This is a genomic window from Psychrobacter sp. AOP31-B2-9 (assembly GCF_052378005.1).
GTDB lineage: Bacteria > Pseudomonadota > Gammaproteobacteria > Pseudomonadales > Moraxellaceae > Psychrobacter.
In genome coordinates, this window is the sequence record NZ_JBQSXG010000059.1 from 1 (window position 1) to 19,035 (window position 19,035).

Annotated in this window: 18 protein-coding genes; 9 read left to right on the plus strand and 9 right to left on the minus strand. The window is 42.4% G+C overall.

Annotation, left to right across the window (positions count from 1 at the left end; genetic code table 11):
• Together ACT3SX_RS08360 and truC are read left to right on the plus strand one after the other, a co-directional pair.
• Positions 1-359, plus strand: a 359-nt coding sequence (locus ACT3SX_RS08360) for a glutaredoxin family protein (RefSeq protein ID WP_444761704.1), incomplete at its 5' end; no start/stop codon positions are given.
• 95 nt (positions 360-454) lie between these two features.
• Positions 455-1,243 carry a tRNA pseudouridine(65) synthase TruC gene (gene truC / locus ACT3SX_RS08365; protein WP_225739302.1) on the plus strand — a complete coding sequence of 263 codons (789 nt, stop codon included), beginning with the start codon at positions 455-457 and terminating at the stop codon, positions 1,241-1,243.
• A 69-nt stretch (positions 1,244-1,312) separates the two neighbouring features.
• Here truC and ACT3SX_RS08370 read toward each other — a convergent pair whose 3' ends face one another.
• Positions 1,313-1,723 carry a tetratricopeptide repeat protein gene (locus ACT3SX_RS08370; protein WP_444761705.1) on the minus strand — a complete coding sequence of 137 codons (411 nt, stop codon included), beginning with the start codon at positions 1,721-1,723 and terminating at the stop codon, positions 1,313-1,315.
• Positions 1,724-2,000: 277 nt separating this feature from the next.
• Between ACT3SX_RS08370 and ACT3SX_RS08375 the strand changes: the two genes are divergently transcribed.
• The gene (locus ACT3SX_RS08375) at positions 2,001-2,942 is read left to right on the plus strand and encodes a lantibiotic ABC transporter permease (protein WP_192992666.1); all 942 of its coding nucleotides are present in this window, start codon (positions 2,001-2,003) and stop codon (positions 2,940-2,942) included.
• Between the two features lie 231 nt (positions 2,943-3,173).
• Here the strand turns inward: ACT3SX_RS08375 and ACT3SX_RS08380 are convergent, their stop codons facing one another.
• The 4 genes from ACT3SX_RS08380 to lipB all read right to left on the minus strand — a co-directional run bounded on the left by ACT3SX_RS08380 (position 3,174) and on the right by lipB (position 6,067).
• Positions 3,174-3,737, minus strand: a complete 564-nt coding sequence (locus ACT3SX_RS08380; RefSeq protein ID WP_192992501.1) for a peptide chain release factor family protein — start codon at positions 3,735-3,737, stop codon at positions 3,174-3,176.
• 146 nt (positions 3,738-3,883) lie between these two features.
• Positions 3,884-4,351, minus strand: coding sequence for a hypothetical protein (locus tag ACT3SX_RS08385; protein WP_192992502.1), 468 nt, complete (start codon positions 4,349-4,351; stop codon positions 3,884-3,886).
• 177 nt (positions 4,352-4,528) lie between these two features.
• Positions 4,529-5,059 (minus strand): inorganic diphosphatase, encoded by a 531-nt coding sequence (locus tag ACT3SX_RS08390; protein ID WP_192518741.1) that lies wholly within the window; start codon positions 5,057-5,059, stop codon positions 4,529-4,531.
• Positions 5,060-5,257: 198 nt separating this feature from the next.
• Positions 5,258-6,067, minus strand: a complete 810-nt coding sequence (lipB, locus tag ACT3SX_RS08395) for a lipoyl(octanoyl) transferase LipB (RefSeq protein ID WP_192518740.1) — start codon at positions 6,065-6,067, stop codon at positions 5,258-5,260.
• A 592-nt stretch (positions 6,068-6,659) separates the two neighbouring features.
• On the opposite strand from lipB, the gene ACT3SX_RS08400 reads away from it, so the two are divergent.
• From ACT3SX_RS08400 to ACT3SX_RS08410, 3 genes are all read left to right on the plus strand, one after another.
• Positions 6,660-8,144 carry a coniferyl aldehyde dehydrogenase gene (locus tag ACT3SX_RS08400; RefSeq protein ID WP_192518739.1) on the plus strand — a complete coding sequence of 495 codons (1,485 nt, stop codon included), beginning with the start codon at positions 6,660-6,662 and terminating at the stop codon, positions 8,142-8,144.
• Positions 8,145-8,211: 67 nt separating this feature from the next.
• Entirely contained in the window at positions 8,212-10,152 is a 1,941-nt protein-coding gene (locus ACT3SX_RS08405; protein ID WP_192518738.1) for a glycine betaine ABC transporter substrate-binding protein, read from the plus strand.
• Between the two features lie 124 nt (positions 10,153-10,276).
• Positions 10,277-11,158 (plus strand): ATP-binding cassette domain-containing protein, encoded by an 882-nt coding sequence (locus ACT3SX_RS08410; RefSeq protein ID WP_192518737.1) that lies wholly within the window; start codon positions 10,277-10,279, stop codon positions 11,156-11,158.
• A 380-nt stretch (positions 11,159-11,538) separates the two neighbouring features.
• On the opposite strand, the gene ACT3SX_RS08415 is transcribed toward ACT3SX_RS08410, so the two are convergent.
• Positions 11,539-12,420: an IS982 family transposase gene (locus ACT3SX_RS08415; RefSeq protein ID WP_301464860.1), complete on the minus strand. Its 882-nt coding sequence runs from the start codon at positions 12,418-12,420 to the stop codon at positions 11,539-11,541.
• A 297-nt stretch (positions 12,421-12,717) separates the two neighbouring features.
• Between ACT3SX_RS08415 and pncB the strand changes: the two genes are divergently transcribed.
• A complete protein-coding gene (pncB, locus tag ACT3SX_RS08420) occupies positions 12,718-13,944 on the plus strand; it encodes a nicotinate phosphoribosyltransferase (RefSeq protein ID WP_192518736.1) in 1,227 nt (408 codons plus the stop codon).
• A 7-nt stretch (positions 13,945-13,951) separates the two neighbouring features.
• Here the strand turns inward: pncB and xseB are convergent, their stop codons facing one another.
• The 3 genes from xseB to ACT3SX_RS08435 all read right to left on the minus strand — a co-directional run bounded on the left by xseB (position 13,952) and on the right by ACT3SX_RS08435 (position 16,601).
• Complete coding sequence (xseB, locus tag ACT3SX_RS08425) at positions 13,952-14,197, minus strand: exodeoxyribonuclease VII small subunit (RefSeq protein WP_192518735.1); 246 nt, start codon at positions 14,195-14,197, stop codon at positions 13,952-13,954.
• A 195-nt stretch (positions 14,198-14,392) separates the two neighbouring features.
• The gene (gene xseA / locus ACT3SX_RS08430; RefSeq protein WP_192518734.1) at positions 14,393-15,937 is read right to left on the minus strand and encodes an exodeoxyribonuclease VII large subunit; all 1,545 of its coding nucleotides are present in this window, start codon (positions 15,935-15,937) and stop codon (positions 14,393-14,395) included.
• 292 nt (positions 15,938-16,229) lie between these two features.
• Entirely contained in the window at positions 16,230-16,601 is a 372-nt protein-coding gene (locus ACT3SX_RS08435; RefSeq protein ID WP_192518733.1) for a hypothetical protein, read from the minus strand.
• A gap of 372 nt (positions 16,602-16,973) precedes the next feature.
• Here ACT3SX_RS08435 and ACT3SX_RS08440 point away from each other — a divergent pair, with 372 nt between their 5' ends.
• Together ACT3SX_RS08440 and zapE are read left to right on the plus strand one after the other, a co-directional pair.
• The gene (locus ACT3SX_RS08440; protein WP_444518443.1) at positions 16,974-17,621 is read left to right on the plus strand and encodes an alpha/beta hydrolase; all 648 of its coding nucleotides are present in this window, start codon (positions 16,974-16,976) and stop codon (positions 17,619-17,621) included.
• 271 nt (positions 17,622-17,892) lie between these two features.
• Entirely contained in the window at positions 17,893-18,999 is a 1,107-nt protein-coding gene (zapE, locus tag ACT3SX_RS08445; RefSeq protein WP_192518731.1) for a cell division protein ZapE, read from the plus strand.
• The last annotated feature ends 36 nt before the right edge of the window (positions 19,000-19,035 follow it).

A 19,035-nucleotide genomic window follows, 5' to 3' on the forward strand; every position in this document is an offset into this window, starting at 1 on the left:
TTAAATTACTACGAGAAGGTCTAGGGCGAATTATCGCTGGTATAAGTGTCATGACACAAGGTAAAGCCATGACCCGCACTGCAGAAGAGCAAGCTTTAGTTAATCAGGCTGGTGAAGGCTTGTCTTTGTATCAATTCCAATCTTGTCCTTTTTGCGTCAAAGTCCGTCGTCAAATTCACAAGTTGAATGTGCCTATTGAGCTGCGAGATGCAAAAAACAATGAGCAATTTCGCAATGAGCTTGCTGAAAATGGTGGACGGATAAAAGTGCCTTGTTTGCGCATTCAAGAAAACGACGATGTCCAATGGATGTATGAATCTAATGATATCAATGCTTATTTGCAACAGCGTTTTGGCTAGGGCACTCCTTTATTTTTAAAATGAGGACAGACCCTAGATTCTGTTAAAAGTTAGCACAACTTATACGATGAAACGGCTTCATTAAGACCTAAAGTATGGGCACTGAAAACATGAATATCGAAAACACGGGCTCCGAAAGTGATATCGTCAATCAAATAGAAATCATCTATGAAGATGAGCATCTGGTGGCGATTAATAAAGAAGCTGGGCTACTGGTGCATCGCAGCTGGCTGGATAGAGGCGAGACGCGCTTTGCCCTACAACTCACTCGTGATGCGGTGGGTTGTCATGTGTTTCCGGTGCATAGGTTGGATAGGCCTACATCGGGCGTGTTGTTGTTTGCCAAGAGCTCAGCTGTGGCACGTAGTCTGACCGAGGCGTTTACTGCACACCAAGTGACCAAGCAGTATTTAGCTGTGGTGCGCGGCTTTATGTCAGAGCAGGGTAGCGTTGATTATGCGTTGAGCTTTAAGCCCGATGCCATCGCTGATAAGTTTGCCAACTTGGACAAACCTGCTCAAGAAGCGGTTACCCACTGGCAGAGTTTGGCACAAATTGAGCTACCATTTGCGGTATCAAAAAAACACGCCACTAGCCGCTATAGTCTTATGCGTTTGACTCCTGAGACTGGACGTAAGCATCAGCTGCGTCGACATATGAGGCATTTATTCCATCACATTGTGGGTGATACCAGTCACGGTGATATACGTCATACGCGGTTTTTTCGTACTCAATATGACTGTACGCGCATGCTGCTACATGCTCAGACTTTAGCGCTCAGCCATCCGGTCACTGGCGAGCCGTTATTGCTAAAAGCGGGATTAGACGATCAATGGATGCGTATCCTGGAAGAGTTTGGTTGGGTCAATAGTATTGAGGATTGAGCAGCATAAAGTTGAGAGGTTATTTTCAATAACCTCTTTATCTTTTTTTCTGAAAAGCTCTAAGGCTTTCTATTTTGCATTTAATTGTTGAAACTTATTACAACCAACTTGAAGACCGTTATTACAAGATTTACCAAACCATTCTTTAGCAGTAGCATTATTCTGACGAACACCTTCGCCTTGATCGTACATCAGCCCAAGCATATATTGAGCATCAGCATCAGCATCAGCATCAGCATCAGCATCAGCATCGCCTTGGTTGGCTACTTTTTGATACCACTTAGCCGCTTTACTGTAATCTTGACGCACGCCTTGGCCGTTGTAATAAGCCAAGCCAAGGCTATATTGAGCCTTAGCATCAGCTTGATCAGCCAAATATTGGGTTTGGTTAAAATCAGCAGCCAGTGCCGACACGGATAATATCGCTGCTGTTAAAAAGAGGGTTGTCTTGCTGGTGAGCGAGGTATGCAGAAGGATCATGGTGAGTCTCAAGAAAGTTTCTTTAGAATATACATTTGTACGTTATCGCTATAATAGCAGATATATCGTCGAGCGTTCGGGCTGGCATCTTTTTAGGGTGTGTTCTCAATTTACATGAGGTTTATCTGATTGGGCCAAAAAAGTAGCAAACCGTCACAGTGGTATGATTAGGTAATTAAAATACTAAAGTAGTATCATGTGGGGATTATTTGCATAATGGATGGTAAAAAAGGGGAGTCATACCTTTTTATATGAATGTTTTTTATTAGGAAAGATCATGCTTCTTCGGTTTATTGCGCGTCATGGCACATTAATTATGCCCGTTTGCGCAATTTTTGGCTTTGTTTTTCCAGACGTATCCAATGTGGTATTGATATATTTACCTCAAATGCTGTTTTTCTTAATGTTTTTTACTTTACTCGGCATCGATCAATATGCACTGTTAAAGCGTATAGCGACAAGCTATGTGTGGGTTTTTGCTTTGTTACAAAGCGGAGGTATAAGTCTGGCTTTAATACTAATTGCCTATGCGCTTGGTGTGCGTGGCGATTGGCTGTTGGCGATTGCAGGGCTTGGTGCTACTGCCCCGTTATTTGGTAGTGGTGCATTGGTCAATGCGGTGGGGTTTGATGCACAGCTGGCGACGGCAAAAACTATCGCTGCTACGCTCATCATGCCATGTACATTATTAGGCGTATTGTGGCTATTGGGCGATAAAAATGCGCACATAGACATTGGCACTTATGTCAATCGTTTGTTGATTTATATTGTTATGCCAATAGTATTAGCTTTTGGGGTGCGTCGGTTCGTTTCACCTGCTGTTTTGTCGCGTTACTATCCCAAAATTGGGCAGTTTAATATTTTACTGCTGATGTTGTTTCCACTTGGACTGATGGCAGGGTTTCGTACCACCTTTGATCATAATCCGTGGCAAGCATTGTTGTTACTGGTGCTAAGTTTTGTATTGGCATTGGTGTTTTATTTTACGGCTTACATAATATATCGGCGTTTTGGCTATGAAAACGCCATCATCGCTGCGTTGGTGTGCGGTGGACGCAATGTATTGCTTGCTTACACCATAACGGCACCTTTTATGGGTGCGGTGTTTTTACCGTTACTGGGTGCTTTTCAATTACCAGCATTTTGCTTACCCTTACTGGGTAAATATATGGCAAAACGCCATACAACTCGATCTATAGGTTTAAAGTCAAGTTCATGAATCGCTTCGACTATTAACAGATGAGTTATCGTTTAGAGGATTTATATTTTGGGCATACCTATGGCGAACCAATCAAGTGCTTTTACTGGTTTGACACTCTAGTGAGGACTCGAACTGTAGGCTGTAGGTTAGTAGTATCAATAGGTTGAATTGTTCTGATAATCGTAGTGTACTTCAAGTGATACTTGTCGTGTAGATTGATGATGTATAATTATTGAATACTAAAGTGTTCTAATACCAAATAGCCTCCTTAGGTAAATATTTATAAAACTGTATTCTAGAATACAGATACTGACCTGCTATTTCTGTATTGCCAATCTGACTTCTATGATCGTTAGCAATGACACTAAACCCAGTTTTTTTATGCGCCATGATGACCTCTATTCGTCTATAACCTGCAAATCTTGAAGTAGTTACTCCAACATTAGGAAATTGGATGAATTTTTGAGTAGTCTGGCTATTACCTAGACCTAAACCATCTTTGTAATCTGTTGAGGACTGCGGAGTCAATAAGATATGACAGTCATCAGGGCGGTTTTTAATGAGTAATAGGCATCGTTCTTGAATGAAATCAAAAAGTAATTTATAAGCATCATGTTCACTGTGTTTGAGTAAAGTAGCTAGATGGACGAAAGTGTACCCTTTACCTTGGTAAGTTTCTGAATATACCCCTGACCATGTTAATCCTCTTGTGTCTTCGTAGAAGTTCATCAGCATTTTAACCATGCTATTTACCCATTCTAAGCAAGTATCACTTTGATGCTCGGTGTAAATCTCTATATAGGTATCTGGCATTTAAAACCCTTATGAAGTTATAGTTAGCGTAGAGTATACCCTAAGGGAGCCAGCTATTTCGCCCCTCAAATGGATTAGCAGACCACTTAAAACAGACCGCCATAATGGAACTACTTAAATTAGCTCTGGTTACTCGGTACGGAATTCTAACCAAACACTTGCCACAGTATCCAAAACAGTCCTGCCATAATGACAGCAATAACCAACAACCGTTTTGTCCAATAAGGTAGTAGTGGTTTTTTACATCCTAAATCATTTAGTTTGCCGTCTACGCCATCCTGTAGGTTTTTGAATGATTTACCTTTTTTATTGGCTTTGAGACGGTTTTTCACCAATTTATCAGATTCATCTTCGGTTTCGGGCTCTCTATCAAAGCTGATAGCTTGATGAGGTATGCCTTGCTTACTGGCGATAGTATTGAGTTTTTGCTGCTGTTTTACCTTTAGCTGCGTCTCATAGGCATCAATCCGTACCTTGGCTTCATCCATACTGATGTTTTCATCTTCAGCCAGTGTTTTGATGGCCATGACTATATTGTTTTTTTCGATCATCATAATGACCGCTTTTGGCAGTTTTGAGTTGACTGACTTTGCGCTAGGGTCGGGGTTAAACATGATTGTCCTTATTGCAACGTAAAAATTTAAAGATGATGTCTTGTTTATTATAACGGCTTTATAAACAGGGTCTGTTGAACATTTAAATATTCAAGCAAAAAAAATACCGCAATCAAAATGATGATTGCGGTATTTTAGTATCTATCTGTATCAGCATTTCTGCCAATCTTTGATAAATTATAGATCTTTCCAGCGTTGGATAGACTTTTTAATCACTTCTTTCGCTTCTGCAACATCGTCCCAAGATTCAACCACAGTGCTACCTGGTTTTTTCAGGTCTTTGTAATGGCTGAAGTGGTACTCTAACTGGTTGATTAGCTGTTTTGGTAAATCAGCTAGGCTGTTGTAAGCGTTGCCTGTGTCACGGTCGTCAGCAGGTACGACGACGATTTTGTCATCTACTTCACCATCATCGACGAACTTCATCACACCGATTACTTTGGCTTTTAAGAAAATGCCAGTTGGTAATGGTTGCTCAGTAAGCAATAACACATCTAGCTCATCGCCATCTTCGTCAAGTGTTTGTGGGATAAAGCCATAGTTACAAGGCTTGGCAAAAATCTGTGGATCAATACGATCAAGCTCAAATACTGCTAGCTCGCGATTCCATTCGATTTTGTGACTGCTACCAGCTGGAATTTCTACTACTACGTTGATGATGCCGTTATCTACGTCGCCTGCGTCTAGAATTTTATTAAAATCAGCCATAAACTGCTCCAGTTTTCTTTTGTTTTGAATCTTTGAATAATATATAAGGGTTTGACTGCGCTATTATCATATAATCGCTGCGCCAATTGTACCGACAGCGATTATAGCAAGTTTGCTACAAATTTTCTCAAAATGCTTAAGTCTAAGCGGGCAAGATATTATGCAAAAAAAGATTATGCAAAAATGGACTCAAAGCATTTATTTTGGTGCGATCGCTCGTAACTCAATAATACCGGCATGACGCTTAGCAATATTATCAATCAATTTTTGTGTGACCTGTTCGTAGCTAAGTGATGGTGCAGCGTTTTCAGTCATATTGACGAAATCTGATAAGCGCAGCATTTGCATGCCAGCATAACCGCAAGGGTTAATCGCATTAAACGCCGCCAAGTCGCAATTGACGTTTAACGCGATACCATGATAACTAAAACCGTGCTTAATCTTAAAACCGAGTGATGCTATTTTCCCGAGCATGATTTTATCATCAACAGGTGTATCGTTGGTTTGCGTATCGGTATTACTATCTGGTGCAGAAGTATCCGCATATAAATAAACCCCAGGGGCGTCACGGCGTGCATGAGCGCTGATATTTTCACTCTTCGAGGCATCAGACTCTTGTAAGCACTCATTGATCACATCTTCGATGGCTTGTTCGGCATGAGACACTAAATGGCGCACACTCCAGCCCAAGCTGTGCAAATCAAACAACCAATAAACAACCAATTGTCCATGACCGTGCCAAGTGACTTGACCGCCACGATCTGTCTTGATGATAGGGGTGTCAGTACGTTGCAGTATGTGCTCTTCTTTACCTGCCTGCCCAAGAGTATAAACATCATTATGATCGACAATCCATAGCTCGTCAGGCGTCCGTAAGTCTTGTTCTTTTTTTAACGCAATGCGCTCAAGCGTGCGTTGTAACATCGCATCATGAGTCGGGTTATAGTCGGCTGTTGATAGGTATTTAGTGACAAGCGTTTCGTTGAGCGGTTGTGTGGTGTTTTCCATGAGAGTGGCAGTCTTATTGTTGTCTGATCTTTAGATATACATTATTAAGGTTTTGCAGGTGTTAATTTCTGGCATTAAGTGTAGCAGTTTTTGAGATTGGCACCCAAAGTTATATTTTGTGTCTGTGTAAACGATGCTTGTGTAAGTAATGTCTGTGCAAGCTGCCTCTCTATAAGTTGAGGCTTTATAATTTAGGTTTCTATAAATTGGGATTCTCTAACTTGAAAATCTATAAATTGTACCTGTGTAGAGTTTATAAATAACTGTGACGAGTAAAGGAGAGACATAAGCTAGGATGTGTCATATTACTTTTTTACGAACGTAGGAGTTACTGGAATCTGCTGTTCATTCGCTGTTCACTACGCTACATTAAAAGATAGTGAATTAGGGCGTGTCCTCATTTTAAAAATGGTGATAAAAATGAGATAAATTGCAGTCAAACAAGGAAAATAGCGCAGATAATATCGAGATATTAGTCAGCTATTTGACGCCGTTTGGCAAGATTTAGCCATTTTTAACCCATTTAGATAACTATCGATTGAATTGAGGACATGCCCTAGAATGATGCCAATACATATAACAAGGAAGAACAATGACAGGTAATAATAAAAAGGCTAGCGAGCCGACCTCAGTAGATATCAGTCCAGTAACACAAGACGCGTCTGAAGTGCTCAGTACTGCTCACACTATCGATGAGATGCAATCGCAGTTTGCACACTTGCAAGCACTTAGCCGGACGCAGCCAATAAATGATTGGGCAACACGCGAGACTCAGTTAGACAACTTAGAGGTCATGCTTAGCGATAACCAAATTGGTTTTACGGAAGCGATTAACGCAGACTTCGGCTATCGTAGCGAATCTGAGACGCAGTTTGCCGAGTTGTTCCCGAGCTTTACGGGTATTAGCCATGCCAAAAAACATGGCAAAAAATGGATGAAAACGCAGCGTGCGCCTATCTCAGCCTTGTATATGCCTGCACATAATGAGATCCAGCCGCAGCCATTAGGCGTGGTCGGTATCATGGTGCCTTGGAATTACCCGCTATTTTTGGCAGTAGGGCCGTTGATTGATGCATTAACGGCAGGTAATCGGGTGATGATTAAGATGAGTGAGGCAGCACCGCAATTTGCTCAAGCGTTTGCTGATGCAATCGCTCGCTATTTTTCGCCAGATATGGTTTGTGTGGTACTCGGCAAAGTTGATATTGCCGCGGCATTCAGCTCGCTACCCTTTGATCACCTGCTATATACTGGTTCTACAACAGTCGGCAAAAAAGTCATGGCAGCCGCTGCGCCTAACTTGACACCAGTCACGCTTGAGCTTGGTGGTAAGTCACCAGTAATGGTATTAGACGGTGCCAATTTAGAGACAGTGGTGAATCGTGTGATGATGGGTAAGACCTTAAACGCTGGTCAAACTTGTATTGCCCCTGATTATGTACTGATTCAGCGCAAGTATCATGAGCAGTTTATCAGTCTGGCAAAAGAGTGGATGGAAAAGCATTATCCTAATATCGAAAACAACCCAGATTATTCACGTATGATTAATGTCCAGCAGTTTAAACGCGTTAAAGACTACCTAGATGCATTATCAGGTGATGAGATACGTCAGCTGACTGCTGTTGAAGCCAATATCGAAACGCGTTTAATGCCGCCAATCATTGTGAGTGAACCTGCTCCTGATAGTGCAGTCATGCAAAATGAAATTTTTGCACCGATTTTGCCATTGATGCATTATGAGACGCTTGACGAGGCGATTCATTTTGTTAACGCGCGTCCACGTCCTTTGGCGCTGTATGTCTTTGGTGATAACCATAGAGGCATAGAAAAAGTACGTAATAATACGGTTTCAGGTGGTCTGTGTATTAATGAGGTTTTGATACACGTGGCTCAGCATGATTTACCGTTTGGTGGTGTTGGCGATTCTGGTACAGGTGCTTACCATGGCAAAGCAGGATTTGAGCGTTTAAGCCACATGAAGCCGGTGTTTGTACAATCTAAGTTGAATGGTCTGAATCTGTTGTTGCCGCCTTATGGTGGATTGTTTAAGAAGGCTATGGCAGTGTTTTTAAAGTAGCATTTTAAAGTAGCGTTCGTTAAGCTCTATAGATATAACACCGTATCAATTATTAATAGGACACCCCATGCGCCAATGGATTGCGTTAAGCCTACTCTGTATGAGTGCACTATTACTGCCTATATCGGCGTCAGCAGCTTGCGAGTCACCGATAAAATTTGGCGCGATTACATGGGAGAGCGGTCAGTTCACCTCTGGAGTGCTCAAGTATATTGCTGAAGAGGGTTATGGTTGTACCATCGAAGAAGTGCCAGGAGCAGGCCCCGCGCTTGAAACGGCGCTGTCACAGAATGACATTCAAGTCATTGGAGAGCAGTGGGTTGGACGATCTCCAATCATGGAACAAGCCATCGAACAAAATAAGGTGGCGGTCATCGGCGATACGCTCAAGGGCGGCGCAACCCAAGGTTGGTATGTCCCTAGCTACGTATTAGAAGAAAACCCAGGCCTACGCAGCTATCAAGATTTGCCTAAATACACTGAGCTGTTTACAGATCCTGAAAACCCTAGTAAGTCGCGTTTTATGAATTGTCCTTCTGGTTGGACGTGCGAAATCTTCAATACCCGTTTACTTAAGAACACGGGTTTAGACAATACCTTTAACAACGCCCACCCCGGAACAGGAGCCGCGCTTGATGCTGAGATTTCTTCTGCTTTTGAGCAGCATAAACCACTGTTATTCTACTATTGGCAGCCTACGGGGCTGATGGCAAAATACGACTTTGCGCCATTGGCGTTTCCTGCTCATAATGACGCCTGTTGGCAAGACTTGTTACGAGCAGATGGTACGATGGATTGTGTCACTGGGTTCCCTGTTTCTCCTTTAGGTATCGCGGTATCTACACCTTTTATTGAGTCTAATCCTGAACTGGCAGATGTCTTCAAAAAAATACAGTTTACCTCTGATGAGCTCAATGGCGCTATCTTAGAGATGAGCGAAAGTAAACGTAGCGGAGATGAGCAAGCATTGGTATTTTTGCGTGAGAACCCAAAGGTTTGGCAAGCGTGGCTATCTGATAAAGCTGCCACCAATCTTGCGGCCAAGTTAGGTATCAGCTTAACAGGTGCTCCTATCGACAGTACGGCTGTTACTAATAACATCACCAATGGTAATCAACATGGTCTCGCATCAAGTTTCCCCTCATGGTCACTGGAGACGCCGCTCAATAATACACTAGCAAGTGTGGTTCAAAATTACGGTGACGTCTTTCGCAGCATCAGTACGATGGCATTAACCTATTTATTGCTACCGATTGAGCGTCTATTAACGGTCATTCCACCATGGCTGATTATTGCACTTGTTACGGTGTTGGGCTGGTTTGGTGTGCGTAAGGTTTGGTTTGCGCTGGCATGTGGCGCAGGGTTGTTTCTCATTGGTGCTTTTGGACTATGGGGCGCGTTGATTGATACTTTTGCCTTGCTCATCGTATCAGTATTGGTCACAGTAGTGATTGGAATTCCTATTGGTATTGCGATGGCAGGCAGTCAGCTGCTGCGTAAGGTGGTTACACCGATACTAGATGTGATGCAGACCATGCCAAGCTTTGTCTACCTCATACCAGTGCTCATGCTATTTGGCATTGGTAAAGTGCCTGCATTGTTTGCCACCATTATTTATGCATTGCCGCCATTGATTCGTCTGACGACATTAGGCATTACGCAGGTCAAGCATGAGATGGTCGAGGCGGGACGCTCATTTGGTAGCACGCACTTGCAGCTACTCATTTGGATTAAGTTACCACAAGCACTGCCTAGTATCATGGCGGGTGTCAACCAAGCAGTCATGATGTCGCTATCCATGGTGGTGCTCGCTTCTATGATCGGCGCGCCGGGTCTTGGCGAAGATGTGTTGCAATCTATTCAAACCCTTAATATTGGTCAAGGCCTACAAGCAGGTATGGCTATTGTCATTGTTGCTATTATTATTGACCGTATTACTCAGGCATTTGGTCAAGGCAAGCGCGCCCGTCAAAAAACGATTGACGCGAGCAGACGCTCGATTGGTTAATGACTTGGTCGACTATAAAAAACTAAGCTGAAAAAGAAAGTAAGCTGACATTTGAATATGAATATTTGAATGGACTAACAATGAAGACACGCCTTAATAAAAAATACAAATAGCGAGAACGGCAATGAATCACATCCAGCTAGAAAATATCAGCAAAATCTATAATGCTAATACAACGCAAGCAAAGTCTGTGATGGCATTATTGGCTAAAGGTATGGACAGTGTTGCGGTTAAGGAGCAGACGGGCTATTCGGTTGGGCTGTATGATATTAATTTAAGCGTTAAAGCGGGCGAGCTGCATTGTATTATGGGGCTGTCAGGATCTGGTAAGTCAACATTGATACGACATATCAATCGCTTGATTGACCCAACCAGTGGCAAGATATGGGTTGATACGAGTATTGATGCGCAGACTACTATCACAGATGATGTGATCGCAGCTACTCCAAAGTCATCGGCTGCTATCAATGTATTAGCGCTGAATGATAAGGAGCTACAACATTATCGTCAGCAAACCGTTAGTATGGTCTTTCAGCACTTTGGCCTAGTGCCACACATGACAGTCATGCAAAACGTCGCGTATGGTTTACGTGTGCGAAAAATGAGCACCAAAGAGCGCCACGAAGTTGCACGATATTGGCTAAATGAAGTAGGACTTCCTAATCTAGAGCATAGCTATCCGGATGAGTTGTCAGGAGGGATGCAGCAGCGTGTGGGTCTAGCACGTGCTCTGGCAACTGACAATCCAATCTTACTGATGGATGAGGCGTTCTCTGCGCTTGATCCACTCATCCGTGCTCAATTGCAAGACCAGCTGCTTGAATTACAAGAGCGGCTGCATAAGACCATTGTCTTTATCACTCATGACATAGATGAAGCGGTCAAGGTGGGACAGCGTATCAGCATATTGAATGGTGGACGTTTAGTGCAAACAGGCACACCCAGTGATTTACGCAACAACCCAGCGGATGATTATGTTGCACAGTTCATGCACGCGAACGCATAAAGCGTGTTGAATAGTTACTGATAGATGGGCGTGATATTTTTATAGAAGATATGAGTAGGGCGTGTTGAACATTCAAATGTGGTGCTGGCAGTGACTATTTTTTAGACAATATGTAGTGAAATTTTTGATGCCTAGTCATTCTAGGTTAAACAATTTCGCTATATATTGGCAAAAAAGAGTACTGCCCCGAAGGGCTGATGCTAAAATCACCCCAAACGTTGTTGCAAACCTAGCTAAGGTCTCGACATTATCGGCGGCTTACGCCTAGTTTAGTGCAATTTTAGCGATCAGCAGCCCTAATATTTGAATGTTCAACACGCCCTAATCGTAGTAATTAACTCCAGTTCGGGATAAGCCACATTGTAACTAATTGATACTATTTACAATGTTGCTACCTGTCCCTGCTGAGGCATATTTTTGATGGTGGGTTTATAGGGAAACCAGCAATAAGCAATTAAACCTGACAGCAAGTTTGTGATAAACCCCGTGACACTACGATGGCGTGAGTGTTCGATTTGGCACAAGTTTTTAAGCTCTCCAAACACCGTTTCAACCAAAGAGCGATGATTGAGTAGTGCCTCATCCATAGGCTCAAGTAATTGGGGTTTCATATTACGCCGAAGTTTGGTTATCAACGTGGTATCATTGTGTTTTGTGAGCCACTCGTTTAGGGCTTTACTGATATAGCCTCTATCCCCAAACACCTTGCCAAACACAGGCGTTGCCATATCCTTAACAGGCACTCTGTCATCCGTATTACCCGCAGTGACTTTAACAGATACAAGCTCGCCCTTATGATTGATAATGGCGTGTAGCTTAAAGCCATAGAACCAGCCCATGCTGCTTTTGCCTCGGGTTGCAAGTCCCTTAAAGACTTTATGACGGTAGATACGCTTGTTATGACAAACTGCTATCTTGGTTGAATCAATATAGCTGATACCCGTACAGTCGCCCATCATGCTTTGCAAGTAGCTGCACAGTGGCATGATACTGCGCGGCACAAGCTCTATAAATCGCGAGTAGCTCGGCAGATTTGGAAACGCCCGTTTCATCATGCCAAGCATGTGATGGTAGTAAAACGCCTTAAACTGTCGATACCGCAGTTGATGAAACAGTACCAAGATGGTCATAATCTCTGCTACACTTATCTGGCATGCTCTTAACCTTTGGTGTCCCGTTGCGATTAAATGAGCGTCAAACTCAGGTTTGAATTGCTGATAAAAGTCGTCAATATGGCAGTATAGTTCGGTTAGGTTGTCCATGTAAGAAGTCCTTGTTGTGAAGTTTGTCTTGGTAAACTTACTTTAGCAACTTCGGACTTCTTTTTTTATCTTTTTTTTGAGCCCTTATCCCGAACTGGGGTTAATTATGCTGCCATTAATCGTGAACTCTGAAATAAACCGTAAACTTCGTTATACTTAACGGCTTATTGAAGACTCCTCGTAAATGAGAACCTCTAAATCATGAATGAGAGTCTCTAATTTACTGTCCGCATATGATGTCGCTTTGCTGATTAGGTGACGTTTATTTCTTATTTTTGCGTTTTTTAAGGCCATAGCATGACCGTTACCTATGCACCTATTATTACTTCATTACTTGATAATGACTTATATAAATTTACGATGTTACAAGCCATGCTGCATCAGTTTCCACAAACGCATGGTGTCTATCGTTTTCGCTGTCGTAATAATGAAGATACTGTCTACCCACTGGCTGATATCAAAGAGCAATTAGAAAAACAGTTAGACAGTCTGTGCGAGCTGCGTTTTTTAGAAGATGAGTTAGAGTACTTACGCAGCTTACGCTTTATGCGTTCTGATTTCGTCGATTATCTGGAGCTGTTTAAGCTAAAACGTCGCTTTATCACTGTCAGTACCGATGATGAAGGACGCTTGTTTATCGATATTGAAGGGCCGATGATTCAGGCGATGTTTTTTGAAGTATTTGTCTTAGCTATTGTCAATGAGCTGTATTTTGATGCGTTATCAGATACCACTATCATCGAAGAAGGGCAGCGTAGGCTGGATGAAAAAGTCGAGTTATTACACCAATATGCCCTAGAACAGACAAAAGAAAGTGAAGATACGCCGCCGTTCATTGTCGCAGATTTTGGTACTCGTAGACGATTTAGTAAAAGTTGGCAAGCGCATGTGGTACAGACGTTACATCACGCGCAACCAAAAATTATCAGTGGTACATCCAACGTATATTTGGCTAAAACGTTAGGTATGACGCCAATTGGTACCATGGCACACGAGTTTATGCAGGCATTTCAAGCATTGGACGTGCGTTTGCGTGATTCACAAAAAGCCGCGCTTGAAGCGTGGGTGCATGAGTATCGTGGTGATTTGGGCATTGCGCTGACCGATGTCGTTGGCATGGATGCCTTCTTACGTGATTTTGATTTGTATTTTGCTAAGCTGTTTGATGGTCTGCGTCATGATAGTGGCGATCCTTATATCTGGGGTGATAAAGCGATTGCTCATTATGATAAGTTGAAGATAGACCCCAAGGCTAAGATACTTACTTTTAGTGATGGTTTGAATCTTGACAAAGCTTGGGAGCTGCATCAATACTTTAAGCATCGCATTAGAACCAGTTTTGGTATTGGTACCAATCTTACCAATGATATGGGTATTACACCGATTAATATTGTGCTGAAATTGGTTGAGTGTAACGGTCAGCCAGTCGCCAAATTGTCTGACAGCCCAGGCAAGACCATGATCAATAACGACACGTATCTTGCCTATCTACGCCAAGTCTTTGAAGTTGACGAACCGGAGTAAGTATTGCTTAGCTGTCTACTTCATCAGATTTAACGTCTTCAGCAAAGGCGGCATCTAATGCTTGTTGTACGGCATTGATGCGTGTCTCGCAGACGCGATACGCCGCAATCGACTCTTCAACCGTGGTCATCAGGTTGTCGATATCGGGCTCGTCTTGTTGCTGTAATTCAGCGGCATTGGTTTTTAGAATGTCATAAGCCGCCTTAAAGGTTTTTGGGGTGGCTTTTTTGCGTCGGCGAGTAGGGGTTGCCATGAGGTTTCCTAATTTTTAGAAGTAAGTATAGTTAAAGAAACATAAAACCGATACGATTGTATTATGGTGCTATTGGTACAAATTTTACTTGCTTGCTATATTCACAGAGGCTGCGAAAAATTTATCCCAGCAGCACTGTAGCGATTTAAACATACTTTGACTATAGATGGATAATCGTAAGGTGTTATTGTGTGGTTAAGTGGTGGTGTTTGATATTTCAGTCGCTTTTTGATCTGTATGGATATCAATAATCTGCGCTTTTGCTTTGCCATCTTTTAGGACAATATGCACAGTTTGTTCAGGGTACAGCTGGTTACTACTGGTTAGTATTTGTTTGTCTTTATTATCAGTCAGCATGGTATAGCCTTGTTTCAGCACGCGAGATGGTCGATGTAACAGCACAATGTCACGTAGATGCTCACTGTTGCGTTGTGCTTGTATTAAGGTCTGCTGAGCACTTTTTATAATGGCTTTTTGATAGTCTTGACTATAAGTCGATGCGATTACTAGTTGCTGATGCGCCGCGTCTTTGATTTTTTCTCGCAGATCATTTGTCAATCTGACGGCTTGCTTTACTTGGCGTTGGGCGCTTTGCTGAATATTGCGCCATGCATAATCGCTGTCTTTTCGCAGTGACGTGAGCTGTCCAATCGTTTGTGACTGTACTTGGCTTAACTGGCGTGCGGTTTGTTGCTCAGCGATGTTTAATTGCCGCTGTGCTGCTTGCTTGATTTGCGCTTGATACTGTAGCGTCTGAGAGACCAGTTGCGCCAAATGACTGCCAATCGCAGCGATGACTTTAGAGGGTGTGTCAAAGCTTGTGTGCGCGACCTCATCTAAGATAGTTTTGTCACGTTCATGCCCAATGCCTACCCAAACAGGAATAGGCTGCTCAGCCACTAAAGCAGCCAGCTCATAGTCGTTTAGATAAGCCAAGTCACCAACGGCACCGCCACCACGAATAATCACTAATAAATCTGGCAGGCGCTGATACGTGTCGTAAAACTGCTGCTGAGCATTGACGATGGCTTGGCGAATTTCGGCAGGCGCATGATTGCCTTGAAAAGTAGCGTTATGGTAATGGAAATGACAGGCATCTGTACTGGCTAGACGATCTGCATCTGCTTGAAAATCTCCCAATCCGGCAGCCTTTTCAGGCGCAATTACAAGCACGTGCTCGATATCGAATGGGACGGGAAGTTGCTGATTGAGGTGCAATAACCCTTCACCTGTTAAGCGATCGACCATTTCCGCATATTGCCGTGCCAAGTCGCCTAACGTGTAGCTAGGGTCAATGTCCTCAATGGTGAGCGAAAAACCATATTGCGCATGAAAACCTGCCGATACTTTTAGTAATACTGTCAAATCACGGTCAAGCGGCATGCCTGTTGCGCGCTCAAATTTCGCCAATACACGCGCCGCTTTAAAGCGCCAAAGGTTGCCACGGCAGCTGGCGATTACTTTGCCGTCTTCATCTTTTTCTGCGAGTTCAAAATAATAATGTCCGCCTTTGCTAGACAGGTTACGAATTTCTGCTTTTACCCATACTCGGTGATTAAAGGTTTGTTTGATTACCATATCAACCGCTGATAAATAATCGCTCAGACGCAAGACGGTATCTTCCAAATTACCTTCAAGGTCATTTTCTTGTTCAGCCAGTTCGGCTTCTAAAGTTGCCAAATCTTTAGCAGGCGTTATTACCTTAGATTGTTTAGAATGTGAGAGATTAGGTTTACGCATAATTAGAGGACCAAAGGTGATGAAAGCTGCAAGACTGACTGCCTATATTGCTTCGAATACAGTATTAAACCGAATACAGTTTAATTATATAGTCAGAGAACTACTAAATTTCTTTGACTATTTGATGATAGGTATAAAAAATTCGATATCGTAGTTTACCCCAAAAGCGCACATACAAAAAGAGAAGCCAGCAGTTCTGCGATAAGAATAATATATCAACTTTATCGCAGAACTGCTGGTTAAATGCTAACTGGTCATTATTTTTTGATCGATGCTAGGGCGTGTCCTAGTTTTATTGGCAACGGAAGTTAATCATGTATTCATAATCATCATCACGTGATAAATCTGGTGTGCCAGTGCCAAGTACTGAACCAACGACCGCACCAACTTGTCCAACCATGCGACCTGTACGTTCATTTAAGATACCATTATATGTTACCGTATCATCAACGATAATCACTTGCTTGCTTCGGCAAGTTTTTTGCGCATTGTCTAGCGCAATCTGCTGTGCATTCACTTTAGTATCGGCAATACCCGTGGTTTCATAAATAGAATCAGCACGCTGTATGACAGGTGCAGAAGGTGTGGTGCTTTGACAAGCGCTCAAGGCGATGACAGCGGCCATCGTTGCAGTTAAGGTTGCCGTTTTATTGAAAGTATTCATAAGTGGTTTTCAATCCCTGTCAGTCGAACATAAGTATCAATTTTAAGTAGACATTGTATGAGCATCACATCAAGCTAATGTACTACTCAATAACTAGTATGCTACTCAACAACTGTCATAAATTTAACCTATTCATCGTTTGTCTGTCTAGGCAGTTCTTGTTTGCTATATTACAGTGATATTACATACACCCCTTATCTTTTGATACGACAGATATCAAAACCTACTGAGATTACTGATACTTATAGGATGGCATTCATTTATCAATCGCTAGAATTTCAAAAAATCTATGTTTGTACACAGCAAATCACTTGAAATAAAAACCATATCTAGGATAATTGATCTATTCATTCTCAATTATTAAGTAATGTTATGCAATTGATTCCCGCTCCTGCTGGCGTGCTCGAAGTTGATGCACTATGGCAACAAGGCAACCCTAACGATCCGAATACTGATACAGTGGCTCTGCTTTGCCATCCCAATCCGCTATTTGACGGAACGATGAATAATAAAGTAGTCACGACCATGTACCGTTTTGCCCGTGACAATGGTATGCATGTGGTACGTTTCAACTTTCGCGGTGTAGGACAGTCAACGGGTGAGCATGATTATGCTGAAGGCGAGATAGTTGATGCAATGACCGTGCTACAATGGATCGCGGAACAGACCAACGTCCGAAAATTATGGCTTGGTGGTTTTTCTTTTGGCGGTTATGTGACAGCACGTGTGGCTGAGCAAGTGATCGAAGCCTCTCATGTATGGGGACTAAGCGATTTTGAAGTATCGAGAATCGCACTTATCGCGCCATCGATCGAAAAAAATGACAGCAGTGACCTGAGTTTACCAACTGACAAAACTTTTGAGATTTATGGCAATGCAGATGAAGTCATCGACCCTGACAATATGCAGGCATTCGCTGAACGATTGGGTATAGCTGTTAGCGTTGTAGATGGCGCTGGTCACTTTTTTCATGGACGTTTGTCAGAATTGAAAGGTTTGTTAGAAAAGCATAGCATTTAAGAATTTTACTTTACAGCATGTAAGGATTTTACTTGAATGTAGTCCTGTAAAATTTATCTATTATTTTAATATTTATTTAGGGTGTGTCATCAATTAGATCGTGAGGCTTAAAATGAGAAAAATTGTAGATAAACAAGGCAGAAATTGCCGTTAATATGAACATATTGACAAAATTTCTAACGATGTTTAGCAAAATTTAGCCATTTTAAGACCACTAAATGTATTCATGTGCTAATTGATGATACGCTCTAGCCTAATGATGAGTCGTATTATGAGTTTATCTCCATTACAACGTTACGAGCAAGCCGTCAGTACCGATGATTTTACTCGAGATGAGCAACAATTTCAGGCCATGAGTTATCTGGATGAGATGTATCATCAGCTCGTCAATACTGCGCCACCAAAGAAAGGGTTTTTTAGCTTTTTAAAGTCCAAGCCTACAGCACCAAAAGGCTTGTATATGTGGGGCGGGGTAGGTCGAGGTAAAACATGGATGATGGACATGTTTTATGATTCATTGACTCTTGATCGCAAGATGCGCCTGCATTTCCACCATTTTATGCAGCGCGTACATCAAGAGCTACACAAGCTAAAAGGTGAGAGCGACCCTTTAGAAAAAGTGGCAGATATTATCTATGAAGAGGCGACCATCATTTGTTTTGATGAATTTTTTGTGTCTAACGTTTCTGACGCCATGATTTTGGGTGATTTGTTCACCATGCTTTTCAACCGTGGTATTACGCTAGTCGCGACCTCGAATATCGAGCCGGCAGGACTGTATAAAGATGGCATACACCGCGACCGTTTTTTACCAGCGATTGCTGAAGTTGAAAGCCATACGGTGGTGATGAACATCGACTCTGGTATTGATTATCGTTTGCGTGTATTACAGCAGGCGGAGCTATACAAATCGCCGATGACCAAAGCCAATCACCATTGGTTAGCTAACCGTTTTGCCAGTTTGTCTAATAACCAAAAAATCAGTAATGAGCCAATTACTATTAATGGACGAGAAATAAAAATCAATGCTCGTACCGAAGATATTCTATTTTGTGATTTCCGTCACTTGTGCATGGAGCCACGTTCAGCATCTGACTTTATCGAAATCGCTAAACAGTTCAGCACCGTATTGGTTAATGCTGTGCCTGCATTAGAGGATGATACTTACCGTGATCCAACGCGTCGCTTTATTTATCTAGTCGATGAATTTTATGATCGCCGCGTAAAACTCTTGGTACGCGCAGAGCAATCCATTTTGGAGTTGTATCAAGGACAGAAGCTGGCATTTGAGATTGAGCGTACACGTTCGCGCTTGCTTGAAATGCAGTCAGAAGATTATTTGCGAATGGAGCATCGTGTCGAAGTTGATCCAACATAAAAATAGCAGTTTTTGAATAAAAAATAATAACAAATA